The organism is Dryocola clanedunensis subsp. sulfonylureivorans, from assembly GCF_016756775.1.
GTDB classification, from domain to species: Bacteria; Pseudomonadota; Gammaproteobacteria; order Enterobacterales; family Enterobacteriaceae; genus Dryocola; species Dryocola clanedunensis.
In genome coordinates, this window is record NZ_JAERMU010000007.1 from 91,075 (window position 1) to 112,543 (window position 21,469).

Annotated in this window: 18 protein-coding genes and 1 pseudogene; 12 read left to right on the plus strand and 7 right to left on the minus strand. The window is 54.8% G+C overall.

Going from position 1 to position 21,469, the window contains the following annotated elements:
- Positions 1 to 133 precede the first annotated feature (133 nt).
- Positions 134 to 1,396: a diaminopimelate decarboxylase gene (gene lysA / locus HYQ67_RS08845; RefSeq protein WP_202303333.1), complete on the plus strand. Its 1,263-nt coding sequence runs from the start codon at positions 134 to 136 to the stop codon at positions 1,394 to 1,396.
- Here lysA and HYQ67_RS08850 read toward each other — a convergent pair.
- Positions 1,388 to 2,410, minus strand: a complete 1,023-nt coding sequence (locus HYQ67_RS08850) for a LacI family DNA-binding transcriptional regulator (RefSeq protein WP_202303469.1) — start codon at positions 2,408 to 2,410, stop codon at positions 1,388 to 1,390. The two genes, lysA and HYQ67_RS08850, sit on opposite strands and share 9 nt — an antisense overlap.
- 156 nt (positions 2,411 to 2,566) lie before the next feature.
- Complete coding sequence (gene galR / locus HYQ67_RS08855; RefSeq protein WP_202303334.1) at positions 2,567 to 3,574, minus strand: HTH-type transcriptional regulator GalR; 1,008 nt, start codon at positions 3,572 to 3,574, stop codon at positions 2,567 to 2,569.
- A gap of 694 nt (positions 3,575 to 4,268) precedes the next feature.
- Here galR and aas point away from each other — a divergent pair.
- Both aas and lplT read left to right on the plus strand, forming a co-directional pair.
- Positions 4,269 to 6,419 (plus strand): bifunctional acyl-ACP--phospholipid O-acyltransferase/long-chain-fatty-acid--ACP ligase, encoded by a 2,151-nt coding sequence (gene aas / locus HYQ67_RS08860; protein WP_202303335.1) that lies wholly within the window; start codon positions 4,269 to 4,271, stop codon positions 6,417 to 6,419.
- Positions 6,412 to 7,620: a lysophospholipid transporter LplT gene (gene lplT / locus HYQ67_RS08865; RefSeq protein ID WP_202303336.1), complete on the plus strand. Its 1,209-nt coding sequence runs from the start codon at positions 6,412 to 6,414 to the stop codon at positions 7,618 to 7,620. The genes aas and lplT overlap by 8 nt, the downstream gene beginning before the upstream one ends.
- A 74-nt stretch (positions 7,621 to 7,694) precedes the next feature.
- Here the strand turns inward: lplT and HYQ67_RS08870 are convergent, their stop codons facing one another.
- From HYQ67_RS08870 to HYQ67_RS23980, 5 genes and pseudogenes are all read right to left on the minus strand, one after another.
- Positions 7,695 to 8,735 carry an NADP(H)-dependent aldo-keto reductase gene (locus HYQ67_RS08870; protein ID WP_202303337.1) on the minus strand — a complete coding sequence of 347 codons (1,041 nt, stop codon included), beginning with the start codon at positions 8,733 to 8,735 and terminating at the stop codon, positions 7,695 to 7,697.
- Positions 8,736 to 8,880: 145 nt separating this feature from the next.
- Positions 8,881 to 9,099, minus strand: a complete 219-nt coding sequence (locus HYQ67_RS08875) for a YgdI/YgdR family lipoprotein (RefSeq protein ID WP_202303338.1) — start codon at positions 9,097 to 9,099, stop codon at positions 8,881 to 8,883.
- 127 nt (positions 9,100 to 9,226) lie between these two features.
- Positions 9,227 to 9,937 (minus strand): TerC family protein, encoded by a 711-nt coding sequence (locus HYQ67_RS08880; RefSeq protein WP_202303339.1) that lies wholly within the window; start codon positions 9,935 to 9,937, stop codon positions 9,227 to 9,229.
- A gap of 71 nt (positions 9,938 to 10,008) precedes the next feature.
- Entirely contained in the window at positions 10,009 to 10,695 is a 687-nt protein-coding gene (mutH, locus tag HYQ67_RS08885) for a DNA mismatch repair endonuclease MutH (RefSeq protein ID WP_202303340.1), read from the minus strand.
- Positions 10,696 to 10,841: 146 nt separating this feature from the next.
- Positions 10,842 to 10,928 (minus strand): annotated as a pseudogene (locus HYQ67_RS23980) (hypothetical protein); the annotation flags it as partial.
- Between the two features lie 453 nt (positions 10,929 to 11,381).
- Here HYQ67_RS23980 and rppH point away from each other — a divergent pair.
- The 9 genes from rppH to recC all read left to right on the plus strand — a co-directional run bounded on the left by rppH (position 11,382) and on the right by recC (position 21,357).
- Positions 11,382 to 11,912 (plus strand): RNA pyrophosphohydrolase, encoded by a 531-nt coding sequence (rppH, locus tag HYQ67_RS08890; RefSeq protein WP_034498067.1) that lies wholly within the window; start codon positions 11,382 to 11,384, stop codon positions 11,910 to 11,912.
- A 12-nt stretch (positions 11,913 to 11,924) separates the two neighbouring features.
- Complete coding sequence (gene ptsP, locus HYQ67_RS08895) at positions 11,925 to 14,171, plus strand: phosphoenolpyruvate--protein phosphotransferase (protein WP_202303341.1); 2,247 nt, start codon at positions 11,925 to 11,927, stop codon at positions 14,169 to 14,171.
- Between the two features lie 171 nt (positions 14,172 to 14,342).
- Complete coding sequence (gene lgt / locus HYQ67_RS08900) at positions 14,343 to 15,218, plus strand: prolipoprotein diacylglyceryl transferase (protein WP_202303342.1); 876 nt, start codon at positions 14,343 to 14,345, stop codon at positions 15,216 to 15,218.
- 6 nt (positions 15,219 to 15,224) lie between these two features.
- Positions 15,225 to 16,019, plus strand: coding sequence for a thymidylate synthase (gene thyA, locus HYQ67_RS08905; RefSeq protein WP_202303343.1), 795 nt, complete (start codon positions 15,225 to 15,227; stop codon positions 16,017 to 16,019).
- Positions 16,020 to 16,203: 184 nt separating this feature from the next.
- Entirely contained in the window at positions 16,204 to 16,677 is a 474-nt protein-coding gene (locus HYQ67_RS08910) for a prepilin peptidase-dependent protein (protein WP_202303470.1), read from the plus strand.
- Positions 16,668 to 17,228: a prepilin peptidase-dependent protein gene (locus tag HYQ67_RS08915; RefSeq protein ID WP_202303344.1), complete on the plus strand. Its 561-nt coding sequence runs from the start codon at positions 16,668 to 16,670 to the stop codon at positions 17,226 to 17,228. Before HYQ67_RS08910 ends, HYQ67_RS08915 begins: the two co-directional genes overlap by 10 nt.
- Before the next feature lie 2 nt (positions 17,229 to 17,230).
- Positions 17,231 to 17,656 (plus strand): DUF2509 family protein, encoded by a 426-nt coding sequence (locus HYQ67_RS08920; protein WP_237391172.1) that lies wholly within the window; start codon positions 17,231 to 17,233, stop codon positions 17,654 to 17,656.
- A complete protein-coding gene (locus HYQ67_RS08925) occupies positions 17,638 to 17,958 on the plus strand; it encodes a prepilin-type N-terminal cleavage/methylation domain-containing protein (protein ID WP_202303346.1) in 321 nt (106 codons plus the stop codon). Before HYQ67_RS08920 ends, HYQ67_RS08925 begins: the two co-directional genes overlap by 19 nt.
- A 24-nt stretch (positions 17,959 to 17,982) precedes the next feature.
- Positions 17,983 to 21,357 carry an exodeoxyribonuclease V subunit gamma gene (recC, locus tag HYQ67_RS08930; RefSeq protein ID WP_202303347.1) on the plus strand — a complete coding sequence of 1,125 codons (3,375 nt, stop codon included), beginning with the start codon at positions 17,983 to 17,985 and terminating at the stop codon, positions 21,355 to 21,357.
- Positions 21,358 to 21,469: the final 112 nt, after the last annotated feature.

Consider the following 21,469-nt stretch of genomic DNA (forward strand, 5'->3'; position numbering starts at 1 on the left):
GGTGGGTAAGCGTAGCGTTATCCACCGAAAGAAAAACCATATCATATATGAATAGACTCGTGCGAAATCGATATTTTTTCTTCACTTCGTCCTGTGGCGTAATGAACAAAATGAATGATGACCGGAGCTGACCATGCCACGCCCACTCAACAACACAGACACCGCGCTGAATGCGCAGAACTTGCAGGCCCTGCCAGCCGAATTTGGCTGCCCCGTATGGGTTTATGATGCGGAAATTATCCGCCAGCAGATCGCGCAACTACGCCAGTTCGATGTTATTCGCTTTGCACAGAAAGCATGTTCCAACATCCATATACTGCGCCTGATGCGCGAGCAGGGCGTGAAGGTAGATTCGGTGTCACAGGGTGAGATCCTTCGTGCGCTGGCGGCGGGCTTTAACCCGTCCGAAAATCCAGACGATATCGTTTTTACCGCCGATATGATCGACGAAGCGACGCTTGCGCTGGTTGCGGAGCACAAAATCCCGGTGAACGCAGGTTCGGTGGATATGCTCCAGCAGCTTGGGGAAGTGTCTCCAGGCCATCGCGTCTGGCTGCGCGTGAATCCTGGTTTCGGTCATGGCCACAGCCAGAAAACCAATACCGGCGGGGAGAACAGCAAGCACGGCATCTGGCACGCCGATATGCCGCAGGCGCTGGAAATAGTTAAGCGCTATAACCTGCATCTGGTCGGCATTCATATGCACATTGGCTCCGGTGTGGACTACGCCCATCTGGAGCGGGTTTGTGGAGCGATGGTGCAGCAGGTCGTCGACTTCGGTCAGGATCTTGAAGCGATTTCCGCGGGCGGCGGGCTGTCTATCCCTTACCGCGAAGGCGAAGAAAAGATCGATACCAGCCATTATTTCGGCCTGTGGAGCGCGGCTCGCGACAAAATAGCCCAGCGTCTGGGCCACCCGGTGAAGCTGGAAATCGAACCGGGGCGCTTCCTGGTCGCGGAATCCGGCGTGCTGGTGGCGCAGGTGCGTTCCGTAAAAGATATGGGATCCCGCCACTTCGTGCTGATCGACGCGGGCTTTAACGATCTGATGCGGCCTTCCATGTACGGCAGCTACCACCATATCTCGGCCATTGCGGGGGACGGGCGTGATTTAACGGCGCAGCCTGCGGTTGAAACCGTGGTCGCCGGGCCGCTATGTGAATCCGGGGACGTCTTTACCCAGCAGGAAGGTGGCAAAGTAGAAACCCGCAGTCTGCCGCCGGTGAAAGTGGGGGATTATCTGGTGCTGCACGATACCGGCGCGTACGGGGCTTCTATGTCTTCAAACTACAATAGCCGCCCGCTGCTGCCGGAAGTGCTGTTCGATAAAGGGAACGCGCGCCTGATTCGCCGCCGCCAGACCGTGCAGGAGCTTATCGATCTGGAACTACTTTGAGGTTTTGCGCCCGCGCTGAAAGAAGGGGCCGGGCGCCACGGATTCACGCAGCACCAGCGTACCCACAAACGGCGGGATCGGCTCAAGATCTTCGCCGTTTGCCAGTTTTATCGCCTGGTCGATAGCGGTGGTAATCATATTGTCGATAGGCAGATAAACGGTGGAGAGCGCGGGCTGCAGCCACTGCGCGCTTGGCGCATCGTCAAAGCCAAACAGCGACATCTCTTCAGGAATGCGAATGCCCGCCTGGTGCAGCGCTTTCGATGCCCCCAGCGCCATGTCATCGTTACAGGCAAACAGCGCCGTAAAGGTGACGCCGCTTTCCAGCAGCGCCTGACAAAGCTGATGGCCCACCGTCATCGTAGAGTCGCCGTTTTTTACCCGTTCTTCACTGAAGCGGATACCATGCTTTTGCAGCGCCTTGCGGTAGCCCATCAGTCGGGCCTGGCCGGTCGGGGTGGAGATTGGCACGGTGATACAGGCGATATCGCGGTGGCCCTGCTGAATTAAATATTCCGTCGCCTGAAACGCTGCGTCCTGCTGTTCAAAGAAAACACAGCGCTCACGAGCCTGAGTGACATCGCGGTTAATGACCACCAGCGGGACGCGAACTGAGCTCATCAGCGACATTAATGCGCGTTCGGACATAAAGCGGGTATAGAGCACGATGGCGTCGCAGTGCCTGTCAACCAGCATCTGCACCGCATCCAGTTCTTTTTGTGGGGTGTCGTGCCCGTCGGTAACGATAAGCTGTTTACCGTGCAGTTCCGTTTGGCGAGAAGCCTGCTGCAGCAGCCGGCCAAAATAGAAGCCGTCGAAGGTAGATACCACCAGACCGACGCTGTTGCTGCTGCGGTTAGCCAGCGAGCGAGCCAGGAAATTGGGGCGATAACCCAGCTCTTCCATTGCCTGAAACACCAGCTTGCGGGTGCTCTCTTTCACCTGTCCGGTGCCGTTCAACACGCGAGATACCGTTGCTTTTGAAACGCCTGCGCGTAGCGAGACATCCAGCATTGTTACCATCTGTTCATTCCTGATTAACACTTCCGTCGCGATGCCGCAGTTCTGGGGGCAGTCTACCACATGAGCCAGACGGTACAGATCCGGCAGGGCACAACACGTGCTGAAAATGTCCTACCAGGATCACGCTTTTAAACAATGACTGGTGTGCTACTCTCCGGCTGGAGCGATGACCGAATGGCGGCGCACAAGCGTAGGGCTGAACATATGGGTGGTTTCCGGTATGGGCTGGTTATCTGCCAGTGCCATAGCCAGCTCAGCGGCCTGAGTTGCCATAGTGACAATAGGGTAGCGAACGGTCGTCAAACGCGGGCGGACGTAGCGTGAAATCAGCACGTCATCAAAGCCAATCAGCGAAATCTCTTTCGGGACATCAATGCCGTTATCGTTAAGCACGCCCATTGCGCCCGCTGCCATCGAGTCGTTGTAGCAGGCGACGGCGGTAAAGTTTTTCCCCCGGCCCAGCAGCTCGGTCATTGCCTGTTCCCCGCCGCTTTCATCGGGTTCACCGAAGGTCACCAGACGATCGTTTACCGGCAGGCCATGTTCCTTTAGCGCGTCGTAATACCCTTGCAGGCGATCTTCCGCATCGGAAATCGCGTGGTTGGAGCACAGATAGCCGATTTTAGTGTGGCCCTGCTGAATGAGGTGGCGGGTGGCAAGCCACGCACCGTAGCGGTCGTCCAGTGCTACGCAGCGCTGCTCAAAGCCCGGCAGCGTGCGGTTGATAAGTACCATGCCCGGCATCTGCTTCATCAGGGAAATTAAATCTGCATCCGGGATCTTTTTAGCGTGTACGACCAATGCCGCACAGCGGTGGCGGATGAGCTGCTCAATGGCCTGACGCTCTTTCTGCTCGTTGTGGTAGCCGTTGCCGATCAATAGAAAATTGCCGGTGTGATAGGCAACCTGTTCAACGGCTTTTGCCATCGCGCCAAAAAAAGGATCGGAAACATCCCCGACAACCAGACCAATTGTTTCGGTCGTTTGCTGGGCGAGGGCGCGTGCATTGGCGTTCGGGTGGTAATTCAGCTCCTCCATCGCGCTATTGACCGCCAGTCGCGAGGCGTCACTGGCTTTTGGGGAGCTGTTAATCACACGGGATACCGTGGCGACAGAGACTCCTGCCAGTCGTGCTACATCCTTAATTGTCGCCATAGATCGCATTCCTGTGAGGGTAAACGTTTACACAGGCTTAAGTGTTGCGGAAAAACCTTGTCACTTCAAGGGCGCAACTGGAGCCCGTCTCGCAAAGTGAGGGAAAATATGTCGCCTGTGCAGCCTGAAGTAGCACAAAGGGTCAGTGGATAATAAGACGCAGCGGCAGGAGATGGCATGTTGCGGATTTTTAAAAATTTCAGCGCAAATCTTTGCTTACAGTTTGCAGTGCGCTGTTGCGATTTCGACATGGCGAATGGAGCCTGGTGACTGCTACATTTTAAGTCCCAGAGGTATTGATAGGTGATGTCGGCGCATGATGCTGACCACAAGAATTACACCAACCTGCGCGGATGCGCAGGTTTTTTTTCGCCTGATTCAGCCGGTTGTAACAATAAGCGAGATTTTAAACACCTGGTTGCACTTCGGCTCATTCCTTTGCGTTTTCCCACTGGTTACCCCAGCCCTCCTGCGCCACAATTCATATCCCAGAGGTATTGATTGGTGAGAATTCTTCGTACGCTTGCGTACAAATCTTCTTGCACCGACCTGCGCAGATGCGCAGGTTTTTTTTGCCTTTTTTTCAGGATCGTCCCAGTCCTGCCTCCGCCCTCTCGCTCCTTGAAAGTGACTCGTGTAATCTGCAGCCACTACACTTAAGTGTCTGAGCTGATTATCGACAAAGGGAGTTGATATGGTTTTAGGTTTCTTTCGTTGGTTGTTTCGCGTGCTGTTTCGCGTGCGCCTGTATGGCGACACTAACGCGCTCAACTTGCCCCGTGTGCTAATTGTTCCCAATCACGTCTCTTTTATCGATGGCATCCTGCTGGCGTTATTTTTACCCATTCGCCCGGTTTTCGCCGTCTACTCGTCTATTAGCCAGCGCTGGTATATGCGCTGGCTGAAACCCATTATTGATTTTGTCCCCCTCGACCCGACAAAACCTATGTCGATAAAATATCTGGTGCGGCTGGTCGAGCAGGGGCGTCCGGTGGTGATTTTCCCGGAAGGACGCATATCCGTTTCCGGATCGTTGATGAAAATCTACGAAGGGGCGGCGTTTGTGGCGGCTAAAGCGAACGCGACTGTCGTACCCGTACGCATTGAAGGCGCAGAGCTGACTTTCTTTAGCCGCCTCAAGGGGCTGGTTAAACAACGTCTTTTCCCGCGGATCAGTTTGCACCTCCTTCCGCCAACGTCTATTGCGATGCCGGATGCGCCACGCGCTCGCGATCGTCGTAAAATCACCGGCGAGATGCTCCATCAGATTATGATGGAAGCCCGCATGGCTGTGCGCCCGCGTGAAACTCTGTTTGAGGCGCTGCTGTCCGCACAGTACCGCTACGGCGACCGCAAAAACTGTATCGAAGACATTAACTTCAAGCCTGACACTTATCGCACTTTGCTGACCAAAACGCTGTTCGTTGGCCGTATTCTTGAGAAGTACAGTACAGTCGGGGAAACCATCGGCCTGATGCTGCCGAATGCGGGCATCAGCGCGGCGGTGATCTTCGGCGCATCATCTCGCGCACGCATCCCGGCGATGATGAACTACACGGCGGGCGTGAAAGGGTTGACCAGCGCCATTACAGCTGCGCAAATCAAAACGATTTTCACTTCCCGCCAGTTCCTCGATAAGGGCAAGCTCTGGCACCTGCCCGAGCAGCTCACCCAGGTACGTTGGGTGTTCCTCGAGGATCTGAAAGGTGATGTGACGATCGCGGATAAGCTTTGGATCTTCGCCCATCTGCTGGTGCCTCACCTTGCGCAGATAAGGCAGAAACCAGAAGATGCAGCGATGGTGCTGTTCACTTCCGGTTCAGAAGGGAATCCAAAAGGCGTGGTGCACAGCCATAAAAGCCTGCTGGCGAACGTCGAGCAGATCCGCTCAATTGCTGACTTCACCGCTAACGACCGCTTTATGTCGGCGCTGCCGCTGTTCCACTCCTTTGGCCTGACGGTTGGCCTGTTTACGCCGCTGCTGACCGGTGCGGAAGTGTTCCTCTACCCAAGCCCGCTGCATTACCGCGTAGTGCCGGAACTGGTCTATGACCGTAACTGTACGGTGCTGTTTGGCACTTCTACTTTCCTCGGCAACTATGCCCGTTTTGCTAACCCTTATGACTTCTTCCGCCTGCGTTACGTCGTGGCCGGGGCAGAAAAGCTCCAGGAAAGCACGAAGCAAATCTGGCAGGACAAGTTCGGCCTGCGCATCCTTGAGGGCTACGGAGTCACCGAGTGCGCGCCGGTAGTGTCGATTAACGTGCCGATGGCGGCGAAGCCAGGCACCGTTGGCCGTATTCTCCCGGCGATGGACGCGCGCCTGATGGCGGTGCCGGGCATCGAGGAGGGCGGGCGTTTGCAGCTGAAAGGGCCAAACATCATGAACGGCTATCTGCGCGTTGAAAATCCTGGCGTGCTGGAAGTGCCGACCGCAGAAAACGCCCAGGGCGAAATGGAAAAAGGCTGGTACGACACGGGCGACATCGTCAGGTTTGACGAGCAGGGCTACTGCATTATCCAGGGCCGGGCAAAACGCTTTGCCAAAATTGCGGGCGAGATGGTGTCGCTGGAGATGGTTGAGCAGCTTGCGCTGGGCGTGTCACCGGACAAAATGCACGCCACAGTGATTAAGAGCGACGCCGCAAAAGGCGAAGCGCTGGTGATGTATACCACCGACAGCGAGCTAAACCGCGAGAAGCTGCTGCGCTATGCCCGTGAACACGGCGTACCGGAGCTGGCCGTTCCGCGTGATATCCGCTTTATGAAACAGCTGCCTGTGCTGGGCAGCGGTAAACCTGACTTTGTGACTCTTAAGGCTCAGCTGGAGAGCGAGAATGCATGATAGCGCGTTAAACGATACCTCCCTGTGGTCGAAGGGGATGAAAGCGGTGACCGCGGCGCAGTTTCTGTCCGCCTTCGGCGACAATGCGTTGCTGTTCGCCACCCTGGCCGTGCTCAAGGCGCAGTTTTACCCTGACTGGAGCCAGCCGGTGCTGCAGATGGTGTTCGTCGGCGCGTATATTCTTTTTGCTCCGTTCGTGGGGCAAATTGCGGACAGCTTTGCCAAAGGGCGCGTGATGATGTTTGCCAACGGCCTGAAGCTGGTGGGAGCGGCAGTCATCTGTTTCGGCCTGAATCCTTTTGTGGGCTATACGCTGGTGGGCGTGGGGGCGGCAGCCTACTCCCCCGCCAAATACGGCATTCTCGGTGAGCTGACAACCGGTGATCGACTGGTGAAGGCTAACGGCATCATGGAGTCTTCCACCATTGCGGCGATCCTGCTGGGATCGATGGCGGGTGGCGTACTTGCCGACTGGCATATCATTGCCGCACTTACTGTCTGCGTGCTGGTGTACGCGGGAGCGGTGGTGGCCAACTTCTACATTCCGAAGCTCGCTCCGGCACGCCCAGGCCAGTCATGGCGTTTCACGCCGATGACACGTAGTTTTTTCTCGGCCTGCCGAAGCTTGTGGCACAACGGTGAGACGCGTTTCTCGCTGGTTGGCACCAGTTTATTCTGGGGAGCTGGGGTGACGCTGCGCTTCCTGCTGGTTCTGTGGGTGCCGGTTGCTTTGGGTATCAGGGACAATGCGACGCCAACCTATCTGAATGCGATGGTAGCCGTAGGCATTGTCGTGGGGGCCGGGGCGGCGGCGAAGCTGGTCACGCTGGATACCGTCGCGCGCTGTATGCCTGCCGGGATCCTTATCGGTGTAGGCGTCCTGTTCTTTGCCATGCAGCATGCGCTGCTGCCAGCTTATGGACTGCTTTTGCTGATTGGCGTGCTCGGTGGTTTCTTTGTGGTGCCTCTCAATGCGCTGCTACAGGATCGCGGTAAGCGTAGCGTAGGGGCGGGCAACGCGATTGCGGTACAGAACCTGGGCGAGAACACCGCGATGCTGCTGATGCTCGGGCTGTATTCGCTGGCGGTAAAAACCGGCGCGTCGATTATCGGCATCGGCATCGGTTTTGGCGTGGTGTTTGCGCTGGCGATTAGCGCGCTGTGGATCTGGCAGATTCGGGGCAGGGCGGCAGTGCGTTAGTCTTAACGCACCGGCGGATGACGCCGCTGGCCGCGTAGCAGCGCAGCGTCATCTGCTTTTACCTCATCTGAATATTAAGGTGCCGGGTAGGTATAAACCCGGTTCACCGCTTCAATCTCTTCAAGCACATCCTCACTCAACTCCAGATGCAGGCTTTCAAGGTTGGTTTTCAGCTGTTCCATCGTTGTCGCCCCCAAAAGGGTACTGGCAACGAATGGCTGGCGGCGAACAAAGGCCAGCGCCATCTGTGCAGGATCCAGATTGTGACGTTTAGCGATATCTACATAAGCGGCAACGGCGAGATTAGTTTGTTCTCCGCTGTAGCGCGTAAAGCGGCTGAACAGGGTATTACGGGCACCGGCTGGTTTGGCACCGTGCAGGTATTTACCCGTTAATGTCCCGAAAGCCAGGCAGGAGTAAGCGAGCAGCTCAACGCCTTCACGCTGGGTGACCTCTGCCAGCCCCACTTCGAAGCTACGGTTCACCAGGCTGTAAGGATTCTGGATAGTCACGATGCGCGGCAGATCATGCTTTTCTGCCAGCTGGAGATAACGCATCACGCCCCATGGCGTTTCGTTCGACACGCCGATATAGCGGATTTTCCCGGCGCGCTGATGTTCTGCCAGCGCCTCCAGCGTTTCCAGCAGGGTCACTGGAACGGCGTTATCGGTCCATGTGTAGCCAAGTTTGCCGAAACAGTTGGTGGCACGCTGCGGCCAGTGAACCTGATACAGATCGAGGTAATCGGTTTGCAGACGCTTCAGGCTGGCATCCAGCGCATCACGAATATTTTTGCGGTCGAGGCTTTGATTCGGGCGGATGCCGGCATCGTTATTACGAGTCGGGCCGCTGACTTTAGAGGCAACGATCAGTTTGTCCCGGTTGCCACTTTGCTTGAGCCAGTTACCCACATAAGTTTCTGTTAAGCCCTGCGTTTCCGGACGTGGCGGGACGGGATACATCTCTGCGACGTCAATCAGGTTAACGCCCTGGCTTACGGCGTAATCGAGTTGGGCGTGGGCATCGGCTTCACTGTTTTGTTCACCAAATGTCATGGTTCCCAGCCCGAGCGTACTGATCTCGAGCGAGCTATGGGGGATACGATGATAGTGCATTGCCGGCTTCCTTATTCTTATGAAAGACCACATCAGGCAGGTGCCCGATAAAAAACGGACTATTAACATGGCAGAGGGGAAGCAAAAGCGAAAGGGGGGAAGGTAATAAAAGTACTCAGGTCAGCAGGGGGGCTGACCTGGGAGATTAGCGTTCAATGATCTGTGAAACGTCGTCGCGGTTGATTTGCATCTCGTTGCCTTCGTTATCACGGTAGCTCACCAGCCCGGTTTCATCATCGACCTTTGGTTTGCCGTCTGTCAGGATCATGCGGCCATCTTTGGTCGCCATCACATAGTCGCTGCTACAGCCGGAAACGGCAAAAGCCAGACCCACAGCGGAAATTACAACTGCCCATTTTTTCATCGTTATTCGCCTCGTCAGGAATGGATTGACATACATAGTTTAGTAATACTCTGATAAAGGCGAGAGGATAAGCAGGAAATTCTTAAAATAAATCAGGGGAAAGCGTGTAAGCCTTCCCCTGAGCGGGTCAGAGAGGATTCTTTTTGTTGCGGATAAGGTTCAGGCTTTCTACCGCAATGGAGAAGAACATAGCGAAGTAGATGTAGCCCTTCGGAACATGAACATCAAAGCTTTCGAGGATCAGCGTGAAGCCCACCAGCAGCAAGAAAGCCAGCGCCAGCATTTTCACCGAAGGGTGTCGGTCGACGAAATCACCAATGGCGCGGGCAGCAAACATCATCACCCCTACGGCAATAATGACCGCGGCCATCATAATAAACAGATGATCGGAAAGGCCGACGGCGGTGATCACTGAATCGAGGCTGAAAATAATATCCAGCAGCATAATCTGCACGATAGCGCCAAAGAAGGAGTGAACGTTGGTTTTCAGACCCTCTTCTTCCCCCTCGATCGATTCGTGAATCTCTTTGCTGGCCTTCCAGATAAGGAACAAGCCCCCTAGCAACAGGATCAGATCCCTTGCAGAGATTTCGTTGCCCATCACGGTGAACAGCGGTGTGGTTAAGCGAATTACCCAGGCAATCGAGGCCAGCAGCGCCAGACGCATAATCATGGCGGCACCCAGGCCAAGGCGGCGGGCTTTCTGCTGTTGCTCTTTAGGAAGCTTTGCCACGACCAGTGAAAGAAAAATAATATTGTCGATACCCAGCACGATTTCAAGAATCGTTAGCGTGCCTAATGCCATCCACGCGTTAGGGTCAGAGATCCATGCAAACATTTGAAAAGTCCTGCCAAAAAGAAAACCTGATTATAAACGTGTGCCGGAACGGCTATGCAAGTTAAATGGTGCTAGATCTGGAAATGGCGTGCGAGGAGCGCAGCAGTGAAGTTCTTTTTTAAGTAAAACCCGCGCGGTAACGTAAGAATACGTGCACCTTCCGCGCCAACGGCTTCTGTTAACGCCTTACTGTTGGCCGCTTTCGGACGCAGCTGCAGTACTTCGCCGTGGCGAGCGGTGATTCGCTCAACCTGACCCAGCACGATCAAATCCATCAGCTCTTCCCAGTCGAGCCTTAGCTGCTGCTCCTCTTCTGGCGACGGCTCCCACAGCAGCGGTGAGCCGACCCGGCGATCCGCCAGGGGAATTTGCCGCTCGCCTTCAACGGGGATCCACAGTACACGCTTAAGCTTATGGCGCACGTGACTGGTTTCCCACACGACACCTGTATTCCCCGTCAGCGGGGCAACACAAACAAAGGTCGTCTCCAGCGGACGACCCAGACGATCGACTGGGATCGTTTTTAGCTCAATGCCAAGCGCCGCGAAATCCTGTTCAGGCTTACTGCCCGCGCTCGCCCCAAGCCACAGCTCAAGCAAAATGCCGATCCAGCCTTTATCGCGTTTGAGATCGGGCGGAACTGATAAACCCGCAATAGCAGCCAGCTCGCCAAGAGAATAACCCGCGAGATTCTGCGCCTGAACCAGCAAGATCTGTTCATTTTCCGGAGGCTGTAACAAGGGTTGTAATGCATACATAACAAAGGACTGCCAGTTGGTTAAAAAACAGGCGTGGTTTACCCACAGTGTGGAAATAGTTTAGCGTGTCGTGGGATAGAATATCAATTTCATGATTTATAATGACTTTTTTGTCATTTACTCGCATATTGATCGCGGCGGGAAAAACTTTTCCAATTCTGGTCACTGACAATGAACAGGATCTTACACCGGGTTATCCACAGAAAAATGGGATAACTGGCAAAAAGGGCCACTACTGGTTCTATTTACAGCCTTGACGGGGGGGCTAAACACATTTTTTCAGCGATTTGTGACTAACTTCTTTGCACAATCTGTGGATAAAAACGACGTTGGTCGATCTTTGGGCAATGAACGATCCTTCTCTGTGATGTTGATCACGCTATGAAAGTTATGAACAACTTTTACTGATGCATCTACATGAATTACAATTGTTTTTATAAATTGTGAGATTGCTCTTATTTTGAGTTATCTAAAGTTGTCCCGAGAGTATCCGACAGTTTTTCACAGTGATATCCACAGAAAAAGTGAATAAAACCGATGGCGATTTGTCTCATCTGTTTATAACTCGGGTTAAATTTGTGAGTTATTCAAATGTTATTCGTCAAGGTTCACTGTTAAGAGTGGTTTACCGCCTGAGGCTTGTATGAAACAATCGCTGCAATCCAGGTTTTATTTGAGGTAGTCCGGTGATCGATGATGATGGCTACCGCCCGAATGTTGGTATTGTAATTTGTAATCGGCAAGGGCAGGTGATGTGGGCCAGGCGTTTCGGCCAGCACTCCTGGCAGTTTCCGCAGGGTGGCATCAATCCTGGCGAATCTCCTGAGCAAGCGATGTATCGCGAGCTCTTTGAGGAAGTGGGGCTGCAGCGCAAAGATGTGCGCATTCTCGCCTCGACCCGCAACTGGTTACGTTACAAGTTACCGAAACGTTTGGTGCGTTGGGACACAAAGCCGGTTTGTATCGGCCAGAAACAAAAATGGTTTCTTTTGCAGTTGATAAGCTCCGATAACGACATCAATATGCAAACCAGCAGCACCCCGGAGTTCGACGGCTGGCGTTGGGTGAGTTATTGGTATCCCGTGCGTCAGGTTGTCTCCTTTAAGCGCGATGTTTATCGTCGGGTGATGAAAGAGTTTGCCAGTGTCGTTATGCCGCTGCAGGAAGTTACGCCACCACGCAATAACGCGCCTGCATGGCGACGTAAAAGAGGTTAAGTCACGCAGAAAATGCTCACCCGTTTGCGAGAAATAGTCGAAAAGGTTGCCAGCGCCCCGCGCCTCAATGAGGCGCTGGACATTCTGGTTACCGATATCTGCCTTGCGATGGATACCGAGGTGTGCTCGGTTTATCTCGCCGATCATGACCGCCGCTGCTTCTATCTGATGGCAACGAAGGGATTGAAAAAGCCTCGGGGGCGCACTGTCACCCTCGCATTTGATGAAGGCATCGTCGGTCTGGTTGGGCGCCTTGCTGAACCTATCAACCTTGCGGATGCCCAGAAACACCCGAGCTTCAAATATGTGCCCGCGGTGAAAGAAGAGCGCTTTCGAGCCTTCCTGGGTGTGCCGATTATTCAACGCCGTCAGCTGCTCGGCGTGCTTGTGGTACAGCAGCGTGAACACCGTCAGTATGATGAAAGCGAGGAGTCCTTCCTCGTTACGTTAGCCACACAGATGGCCGCGATTCTCTCCCAGTCACAGCTTGCCGCACTCTTTGGTCAATACCGCCAGACGCGAATTCGTGCGTTACCTGCGTCGCCTGGCGTAGCAATCGCCGAAGGCTGGATGGATTCCACGCTGCCGTTAATGGAGCAGGTATCCGAAGCATCTACCCTCGACACCGTGCTGGAGCGCGAGCGTTTGACCGCCGCGCTTGAAGAGGCGTCGAACGAATTCCGCCGCTACAGCAAGCGTTTTGCCGCTGGCGCGCAGAAAGAAACCGCCGCAATTTTTGACCTTTACTCCCACCTTTTGACGGATGCGAGACTGCGCCGTGAGCTATATGGCGAGGTCGATAAAGGCTTCGTTGCAGAGTGGGCAGTAAAAAAAGTCGTCGAGAAGTTCGCCGAGCAGTTTGCGAGCCTGAGCGACAGCTACCTCAAAGAGCGTGCTGGCGACTTGCGCACTTTGGGTCAGCGCTTGTTGTTCCACCTCGACGATACGATTCAGGGGCCAAACACCTGGCCGGAACGTTTTGTTCTGGTGGCAGATGAACTCTCTGCCACTACGCTTGCTGAGCTGCCACAAAACCGCCTGGTTGGCGTTGTGGTGCGCGATGGCGCTGCAAACTCCCACGCTGCCATTATGGTACGCGCACTGGGTATTCCCACCGTCATGGGGGCGGATATCCAGCCCTCGGTGCTGCATCGCCGCACGCTGGTGGTGGATGGCTATCGCGGCGAAATACTGGTCGATCCTGAACCGATCCTGCTTCAGGAGTACCAGCGGCTTATCAGCGAAGAAAATGAGCTGAGCCGCATTGCAGAAGATGATGTCGATCTCCCTGCTGCGCTGAAAAGCGGCGAGCGGGTGCAGGTCATGCTCAACGCTGGTCTTAGCCCTGAACACGAAGAGAAGCTCGGCAGCCGCATTGACGGTATCGGGCTCTATCGCACTGAAATCCCTTTCATGCTGCAAAGCGGCTTCCCTTCGGAAGAGGAGCAGGTCGCTCAGTATCAGGGCATGCTGCAGATGTTCAACGAAAAGCCCGTCACGCTGCGTACGCTGGACGTGGGGGCGGACAAACAGCTGCCGTACATGCCAATCAGCGAAGAGAACCCGTGTCTGGGCTGGCGCGGTATTCGCATTACGCTCGACCAGCCGGAGATCTTCCTGGTGCAGGTTCGCGCCATGCTGCGCGCTAACGCCGCGACCGGTAACTTAAGCATTCTGCTGCCGATGATCACAAGCCTCGATGAGGTCGATGAAGCAAGACGCCTGATCGACCGTGCCGGGCGCGAGGTGGAAGAGGTGCTGGGCTATCCGCTGCCAAAACCTCGTATCGGCGTGATGGTCGAAGTCCCGTCCATGGTCTTTATGCTCGGCCAGCTTGCCAGCCGGGTCGATTTTATCTCCGTCGGCACCAATGACCTGACGCAGTATCTCCTCGCCGTCGACCGCAACAACACCCGTGTCGCCAGCCTGTACGACAGTCTGCACCCAGCTATGTTAAGAGCGCTGCGGATGATCGCCAGCGAAGCAGAAAGATACGGTATCGATCTGTGCCTGTGCGGGGAAATGGCCGGTGATCCTATGTGCGTGGTGCTGCTGGTGGGCATGGGGTATCGGCATCTCTCCATGAACGGACGCTCGGTTGCGCGTGTTAAATACCTTCTTCGCCATATCAGTCTTGAAGAAGCGCAAATGCTGGCGGAGCGCAGCCTTGAAGCGCAGCTGGCAACGGAAGTTCGCCACCAGGTCGCCTCGTTTATGGAGCGGCGCGGCATGGGCGGTTTAATTCGCGGCGGGCGCTAGAGCGCCTGCAGCACCGTTTTCCCTGCGGCATTACATATCTTTTACAACTTCGCGAACTTAATCAGACCTCCCTTTGTGCTATGATTCGCGGCTTTCGGAGCGCGCCCGCCCGGGTGCGTATTTGCAACCTGCCGTGTTTTTCGGTGGGGTAACAAAGGCTTGTGGTGACAGATGAATAGTGGCTATCTGCATTTCCCTGAATTTGACCCGGTGATTTTCTCCGTCGGGCCGGTTTCCCTGCACTGGTACGGGATGATGTACCTGGTTGGGTTCGTGTTTGCCATGTGGCTTGCCGGACGCCGCGCCAATAAACCAGGCAGCGGCTGGACCAAAAACGAAGTTGAAAACCTGCTCTACGCGGGCTTCCTGGGCGTGTTCCTCGGTGGCCGTCTGGGCTATGTCTTCTTCTACAACCTGCCACTCTTTATGGCCGACCCGCTTTATCTGTTTAAAGTCTGGGATGGCGGCATGTCGTTCCACGGCGGTCTGGTTGGGGTGATTTGCGTGATGATCTGGTTTGCGCGCCGCACCAAGCGCAGCTTCTTCCAGGTCTCTGATTTTATTGCGCCACTGATTCCATTTGGTCTGGGCGCAGGGCGCCTCGGCAACTTTATCAACGGCGAACTGTGGGGCCGTGTCGATCCGAACTTCCGCTGGGCAATGCTTTTCCCTGGTTCTCGCAGCGAAGATATCGGCCTGCTGGCTACGCACCCGGAATGGCAGTCGCTGTTCAATACCTACGGTGTCCTGCCGCGCCATCCTTCCCAGCTGTATGAACTGGCGCTGGAAGGTATCGTTCTGTTTATCATCCTGAATCTGTACATCCGTAAGCCACGGCCAATGGGCGCGGTTTCTGGTCTGTTCCTCATCGGCTACGGCGCGTTCCGTATCATCGTTGAGTTCTTCCGCCAGCCGGATGCCCAGTTTACCGGGGAGTGGGTACAGTACATCAGCATGGGGCAGATCCTCTCGATTCCGATGATCGTGGCCGGTCTCATCATGATGGTCTGGGCCTACCGCCGTCGCCCACAGCAACAGCTTTCGTGAGGAAAAATGCAACAGTATCTTGATTTGATGAAAAAAGTGCTTGAAGAAGGCACGCCAAAAAATGACCGTACCGGCACCGGCACGCTGTCTATTTTCGGGCATCAGATGCGTTTTAACTTGCAGGAAGGTTTCCCGCTGGTCACCACCAAACGTTGTCATTTACGCTCCATCATCCATGAGTTGCTGTGGTTCTTAAAAGGCGATACTAACGTTGCTTACCTGCATGAAAATAACGTCTCCATCTGGGACGAATGGGCAGATGAGAACGGCGATCTGGGGCCGGTATATGGCAAGCAGTGGCGCGCCTGGGCAACGCCTGATGGCCGCCACGTTGACCAGCTCACTACGGTAATGAACCAGCTGAAAAACGATCCTGACTCACGTCGCATCATCGTCTCAGCCTGGAACGTTGGTGAACTGGATAAAATGGCGCTTGCACCCTGCCATGCCTTCTTCCAGTTCTATGTGGCAGACGGCAAGCTCTCCTGCCAGCTTTACCAGCGCTCCTGCGACATCTTCCTGGGCCTGCCGTTTAACATTGCCAGCTACGCGCTTCTGGTGCATATAATGGCGCAGCAGTGCGATCTGGAAGTGGGTGATTTCGTCTGGACGGGGGGAGATACCCACCTGTACAGCAACCACCTTGAACAGACCAGGTTGCAGCTGACGCGCGAGCCGCGTGCGCTGCCGAAGCTGGTGATCAAACGTAAGCCTGAGTCCCTGTTTGACTACCGTTTTGAAGACTTCGACATCGAAGGCTACGATCCGCACCCGGCGATTAAAGCCCCTGTCGCAATCTGACAGAAAACAGACTGACATAACCGGCGCCATCGTGCGCCGGTTTTTTTTGCTCTCAAATCAGCCTTTCGAGGCTCCTTCCAGAACTTCTGCAATCCTTTGCAAAAACGCATATTTCCTTCGGCACGTCTCGATGAAATCTCTCCTGACGCTGGCGACCTGTTGGGGAGCCGAGCAGACTGCGGGCATGAACAGAAAACAAGGTGGTTTTAGCCTGATTGAGGTGCTGCTCGTCATGGTTATTGTTGTCGCACTGAGCGCCAGTGGGCTGTATGGCTGGCAGCAATGGCAGCAGCAGCAGCGGCTATGGATAACCGTGCAGCAGGTCCGAAGCCTGCTCGAACGGCTGCGCAGTGATGCCAACTGGCACAACCAGGATCGTCTGCTTTCTTTAAGCACAACGGCTACCGGCTGGTGTTTGTCAGGCTTGTCGGGGCTGCAAACGGGCTGCGAAAACCCTGGGCAATGGCAGCTTGCGCAGCCCTTTGCGGATATCGACATCGTGGAAATGACGGCCGGGCTGGGCTTCTACGGGCTGCGGAATACGGCCTGGCCTGGACATCTCACGCTGCGAAGCCCGGCCGGGGAGTGGCAGGTCATCGTCTCAGCATGGGGGCGTATCCGTGCGTGTAAAACAGAAGGGGCCACGAGATGTCTCTGAAGCAAAAGGGATTCACGCTGCTTGAAACGTTGATTGCTCTGGCGTTAAGCAGCGCCGTATTGCTTGGCGCGGGAAAATTGTTTCCTGCATTACAGCGTGGTGTTCTGATGCAGTATCAAAAGGAAATGTTGCAGGAGTCACTCTGGCAGCTCGCTTTCAGCCTCGGGAAGAATCTGCGCCGCGCGGGATACTGTAATGGCCAGTGCGCAGGGAACGGATTAACGCTTGGCAACGAGGGGAAGTGCGTCATCATTCGTTGGGATTTCAACAGCAATGGCGTTTGGGAGCCCGCGGGACACGCAGAGGCAGAAATGACAGGGTTCAGGCTCAGGGAAGGTAGCCTTGAGACATTAAAAGGGGCTGTTCATTGTGACGGTGGTAACTGGCAGCGGATCTCCGATCCGAACTCTATGGCGATAAAGTACTTTGTGGTTCGCCGTTTAGCACGCCAGGGTCTGCCGCCATTGCTGGAAATTGAAATCAGCGCACTGCCGAAAAGAGGTAGCCAAATGATCACCCTCAGGCACAGCGTGGTGGGGTATAACCTGTGAAAATGCAGAGGGAGCAGGGCAGCAGTTCGCTGGCATTTGTGCTGCTGATTTTTTCATTGGGCATGCTGATGCTCAGTGGGCTGCAACAGCAACTGGATCGACAGCGATTTGCTGTGGCGAGGGAAATCGGTTTTCTCAAAGAGTATGCCGCCGCCGTGTCAGCGCTTGCCTGGGGCAGCAAACAACACTGGCAGAAAGCAAATCAGTGGCAGTGTAAAAGGGAGGCTGCACAGTGGCGTGCCTGTGTGCTGATGACGACAAAGGACAAGGTGGTTATGGCTGCACAAGGCGTTTCACAGCAAAAGTCAGCTCCGGTTACGCTATGGCGTTGGGGAAAGGTAGCCAATACCCAATGGATATCATCCTCTCATGGATGGGCAGATTTTTGTCCCCTGACGGAGGCCAGCCAATGTCAGCTACCCGAGTAAGGCGCTATGAAAATGGGTTCAGCCTGCCGGAAGTACTCTGCGCACTGGCTCTTTTTGCGGTGATAATGACCGTCTTGCTGAGCTATAACCGAGTGCTGTTGCAGGGTTTTCAGTCTCAATGGCAAATGCATCAGCTTTGGCGGCTGGCCGTGGAGCTTAGTGAGCCTGGTGCTCCTGAGCCGCCAGCAGAGTGGAAAGTTATCCGACAGCAGACAACGGCAGCGGGATGTGTCAGCATCGCTGTTAACATCACCAGCCCGTCGGGCCGTAGCGGGCAGCTGTCCCAGCTACATTGCCCCTAGTAAAAAGCCAGGAGTAGCGATTTTATGTTGCGTGTTTACCATTCCAACCGCCTTGATGTGCTGGAAACGCTTATGGAATACATCGTGGAGGGGCAACCCTTACCCGATCCGTTTCAGCCTGAAGTGGTTCTGGTACAAAGCACTGGCATGGCGCAATGGCTACAAATGACGCTGGCGCAAAAGTTTGGTATTGCCGCCAACATAGCGTTTCCCCTGCCGGCGAGCTTCATCTGGGACATGTTTGTGCGCGTGCTGCCCGCTATTCCTGAAGAAAGCGCGTTCAACAAACAGAGTATGAGCTGGAAGCTGATGAAGCTCATACCCGACATGCTTGGCCGACCAGAATTTGCCCTGCTACAGCACTACCTGGACGAAGACGAGAACGGAAGGAAGCTATTTCAGCTGGCATCGCGCATTGCCGATCTCTACGACCAGTATCTGGTTTATCGCCCGGGCTGGCTTAGCAAATGGGAGCGGGGTGAGCTGGTAGATAACGCCGGAGAAGCTCAACTGTGGCAGGCACCGCTGTGGGCGGCGTTAGTCGCGCATACCCGTGAACTGGAGCAGCCAGAGTGGCACCGTGCGAATCTCTACCAACGGTTTATCAGTCAGCTTGAAAGCAGTGATGAATGTCCGCCAGGTTTGCCGCCACGCGTCTTTATCTGCGGCATTTCAGCGTTGCCTCCTATCTATCTTCAGGCGCTCCAGGCTTTAGGTAAGCACATTGAGGTTCATCTCCTGTTTACCAATCCCTGCCGCTACTATTGGGGCGATATTAAAGATCCGTCGTATCTTGCACGGTTGATCGGTCGCCGTCGCCGTAGCCACTATCAGGCTGGTGATTCTCTCCCCTTGTTCAAAGATAACCAGTCTGCTTCCTCGCTCTTCAATGACGAGGGGGAACAGGATGTTGGAAACCCAATGCTGGCCTCCTGGGGCAAGCTGGGACGGGATTACACCTTCCTGCTGGCAGAGCTGGAACAGTTTGAAGAGATCGACGTTTTCGTCGATATCGAACCGGATAATCTGCTGCACAGCCTGCAATACGATCTTCTGGAGCTGCAAAACAACGCCGTAACGGGACTGACAGAAGAGGACTACCTGCAAAGTCACAGCAAGCGAACGTTGGATCCCGACGATCGTTCTATGACCTTCCACGAGTGCCACAGTCCACAGCGTGAGGTTGAGGTGTTGCACGATCGGCTGCTGGCGATGCTGGATGCCGATCCTGACCTGACGCCTCGCGATATCATCGTGATGGTAGCGGACATCGACAGCTACAGCCCGTTTATTCAGGCCGTTTTCGGTAACGCAGCCCTGGACCGCTGGTTGCCTTTTGCGATTTCTGACCGGCGTGCAAGTCAGGCCCATCCGGCACTACAGGCCTTTGTTGACCTGCTTTCTTTGCCCGACAGTCGCTTTACGGCTGAGGACGTTCTGGCTTTGCTTGAAGTGCCCGCTCTGGCTGCGCGCTTTGCTATTAACGAAGAAGGGCTTCGCTATCTGCGGCAGTGGGTGAATGAATCCGGCGTGCGCTGGGGCATTGATGATGACAATGTTCGTGAATTTGATCTTCCTGCCACCGGGCAGCATACCTGGCGCTTTGGTTTAACCAGAATGCTGCTGGGCTACGCCATGGACAGCAAGGCGGGGGAGTGGCAGTCGGTTCTTCCTTACGACGAATCCAGCGGCCTGATAGCCGAGCTTGTTGGGCAGCTGGCTGAATTGTTGATGCAGCTGAATCGCTGGCGTCAGGCTCTTTCATCCCCAAGAACGCTGGGGGAGTGGGTTCCCGTCTGTCGTGAAATGCTCGACTGCTTCTTCCTGCCGGATAGGGACACCGAAGCGGCGCTGGCGCTGATTGAAAAGCAGTGGCAGGAAATTATCAAACATGGCCTCGATGCCCATTACCAGCAGGCAGTACCGCTGACGCTATTACACAATGAGCTGGCCCAGCGGCTTGACCAGGAACGTATCAGCCAGCGCTTCCTTGCAGGGCCGGTTAACTTTTGTACCCTGATGCCAATGCGCTCAATTCCTTTTAAAGTGGTCTGTCTGCTGGGCATGAACGACGGGGTTTACCCCAGAACGCTCGCTCCGCTCGGCTTTGATCTCGTGAGCCAGAAGCCGCAGCGTGGTGACCGCAGCCGCCGTGACGATGACCGTTATCTGTTCCTGGAGGCGTTGAACTCGGCTCAGCAGTGCCTGTATATCAGCTACATCGGACGCTCTATCCAGGACAACAGCCGACGATATCCGTCCGTGCTGGTCGAAGAGCTTCTTGACTACGTAGCCCAAAGCCACTGCCTCCCGGACGATCGCGAACGTACCTGCGATGAAAGCGGGGATGCGGTGAAAGCCCATCTGATTTATCAACACAGCCGTACGCCTTTTGACGCTAACAATTTTCTGCCGACGAGCCTTGAGCAAAGCTATGCCAGCGAATGGTTGCCAGCCGCGGGAGAGCTGGGCGAAGCCCATGCGCCTTTTATCCAGGCCCTGCCGAAAAAAGCGGAGGAAGAGATAACGCTGGAACAGCTTCAGCGCTTCTGGCGCCATCCGGCCAGAGCCTTCTTTCAGATGCGTCTGGGGATTAATTTCTGGCTTGAAGAGAGCGAACTGCCGGATGCCGAACCTTTCACGCTCGACAGTCTTGAACGTTTCCAGATGAATCAACAGCTGCTCAATACCTTAGTTGAGAAGCAGGATCCGCAGCTCCTTTTCCGTCGCTATCGTGCCGCAGGCGCGCTTCCCTATGGCGCATTTGGTGAAATTGTCTGGGAGACTCAGTTAACGGAAATGGAGGAGTTGGCCCTAAAAGTGAGCGCTGAGCGACAAAATAGTTCAAGTATTGAGGTTGATTTACCGCTTGCGGGAACAAGACTGGTAGGGTGGTTGTCGGATGTACAGTCCGATGGGCTGTTGCGTTGGCGTCCTTCTGTGCTGAATGTGGCGCATGGTATGCAGCTCTGGGTGGAACACGTCGTCTGGTCCGCTATGGGTGGGCAGGGAAGCAGCAGGCTTTATGGCCGGAAATCGTCGGAGTGGGTTTTCCCGGCGCTGGAGCAAGAGCAGGCCCGGGGCTATTTACTGCAACTTATTGAAGGTTATCTGGAAGGTTTAAGCCAACCGCTTCTGTTACTCCCAAATAGTGGGGGGGCATGGATAAAAGCCTGTTATGACCCGTCAAATGATGCCATTTTATGGGATGAGCAAACGCAGCAGAAAGCCAGAACTAAGCTGCTGGTGGCCTGGGAAGGCAACCAGATGGTTGAAGGTGAAGGTGCCGATGTCTGGCTTCAGCGTTTGTACCGCACGCTGGATAACGACTACTACGATGCGATTATTCGCGAAGCTGAACGTTATCTTCTGCCGCTGTTCCGCTTTAATAAGCCATAAATAATTGTATAAAAATTGCACAGCCCAGCAAGTTCATCTATGATGCGCAGCTTGCTCAGGATTGGCGAAATAAGCAACAACTATGATAGCGACGTACTTAAAAGTTGTTAAT

Excerpts from the sequence above, each read along its gene's own strand:
- lysA (WP_202303333.1), top strand. The coding sequence starts at position 134 with ATGCCACGCCCACTCAACAACACAGACACCGCGCTGAATGCGCAGAAC.
- HYQ67_RS08850 (WP_202303469.1), bottom strand. The coding sequence starts at position 2,410 with ATGCTGGATGTCTCGCTACGCGCAGGCGTTTCAAAAGCAACGGTATCT.
- galR (WP_202303334.1), bottom strand. The coding sequence starts at position 3,574 with ATGGCGACAATTAAGGATGTAGCACGACTGGCAGGAGTCTCTGTCGCC.
- aas (WP_202303335.1), top strand. The coding sequence starts at position 4,269 with ATGGTTTTAGGTTTCTTTCGTTGGTTGTTTCGCGTGCTGTTTCGCGTG.
- lplT (WP_202303336.1), top strand. The coding sequence starts at position 6,412 with ATGCATGATAGCGCGTTAAACGATACCTCCCTGTGGTCGAAGGGGATG.
- HYQ67_RS08870 (WP_202303337.1), bottom strand. The coding sequence starts at position 8,735 with ATGCACTATCATCGTATCCCCCATAGCTCGCTCGAGATCAGTACGCTC.
- HYQ67_RS08875 (WP_202303338.1), bottom strand. The coding sequence starts at position 9,099 with ATGAAAAAATGGGCAGTTGTAATTTCCGCTGTGGGTCTGGCTTTTGCC.
- HYQ67_RS08880 (WP_202303339.1), bottom strand. The coding sequence starts at position 9,937 with ATGTTTGCATGGATCTCTGACCCTAACGCGTGGATGGCATTAGGCACG.
- mutH (WP_202303340.1), bottom strand. The coding sequence starts at position 10,695 with ATGTATGCATTACAACCCTTGTTACAGCCTCCGGAAAATGAACAGATC.
- ptsP (WP_202303341.1), top strand. The coding sequence starts at position 11,925 with ATGCTCACCCGTTTGCGAGAAATAGTCGAAAAGGTTGCCAGCGCCCCG.
- lgt (WP_202303342.1), top strand. The coding sequence starts at position 14,343 with ATGAATAGTGGCTATCTGCATTTCCCTGAATTTGACCCGGTGATTTTC.
- thyA (WP_202303343.1), top strand. The coding sequence starts at position 15,225 with ATGCAACAGTATCTTGATTTGATGAAAAAAGTGCTTGAAGAAGGCACG.
- HYQ67_RS08910 (WP_202303470.1), top strand. The coding sequence starts at position 16,204 with ATGAACAGAAAACAAGGTGGTTTTAGCCTGATTGAGGTGCTGCTCGTC.
- HYQ67_RS08915 (WP_202303344.1), top strand. The coding sequence starts at position 16,668 with ATGTCTCTGAAGCAAAAGGGATTCACGCTGCTTGAAACGTTGATTGCT.
- HYQ67_RS08920 (WP_237391172.1), top strand. The coding sequence starts at position 17,231 with ATGCAGAGGGAGCAGGGCAGCAGTTCGCTGGCATTTGTGCTGCTGATT.
- HYQ67_RS08925 (WP_202303346.1), top strand. The coding sequence starts at position 17,638 with ATGTCAGCTACCCGAGTAAGGCGCTATGAAAATGGGTTCAGCCTGCCG.
- recC (WP_202303347.1), top strand. The coding sequence starts at position 17,983 with ATGTTGCGTGTTTACCATTCCAACCGCCTTGATGTGCTGGAAACGCTT.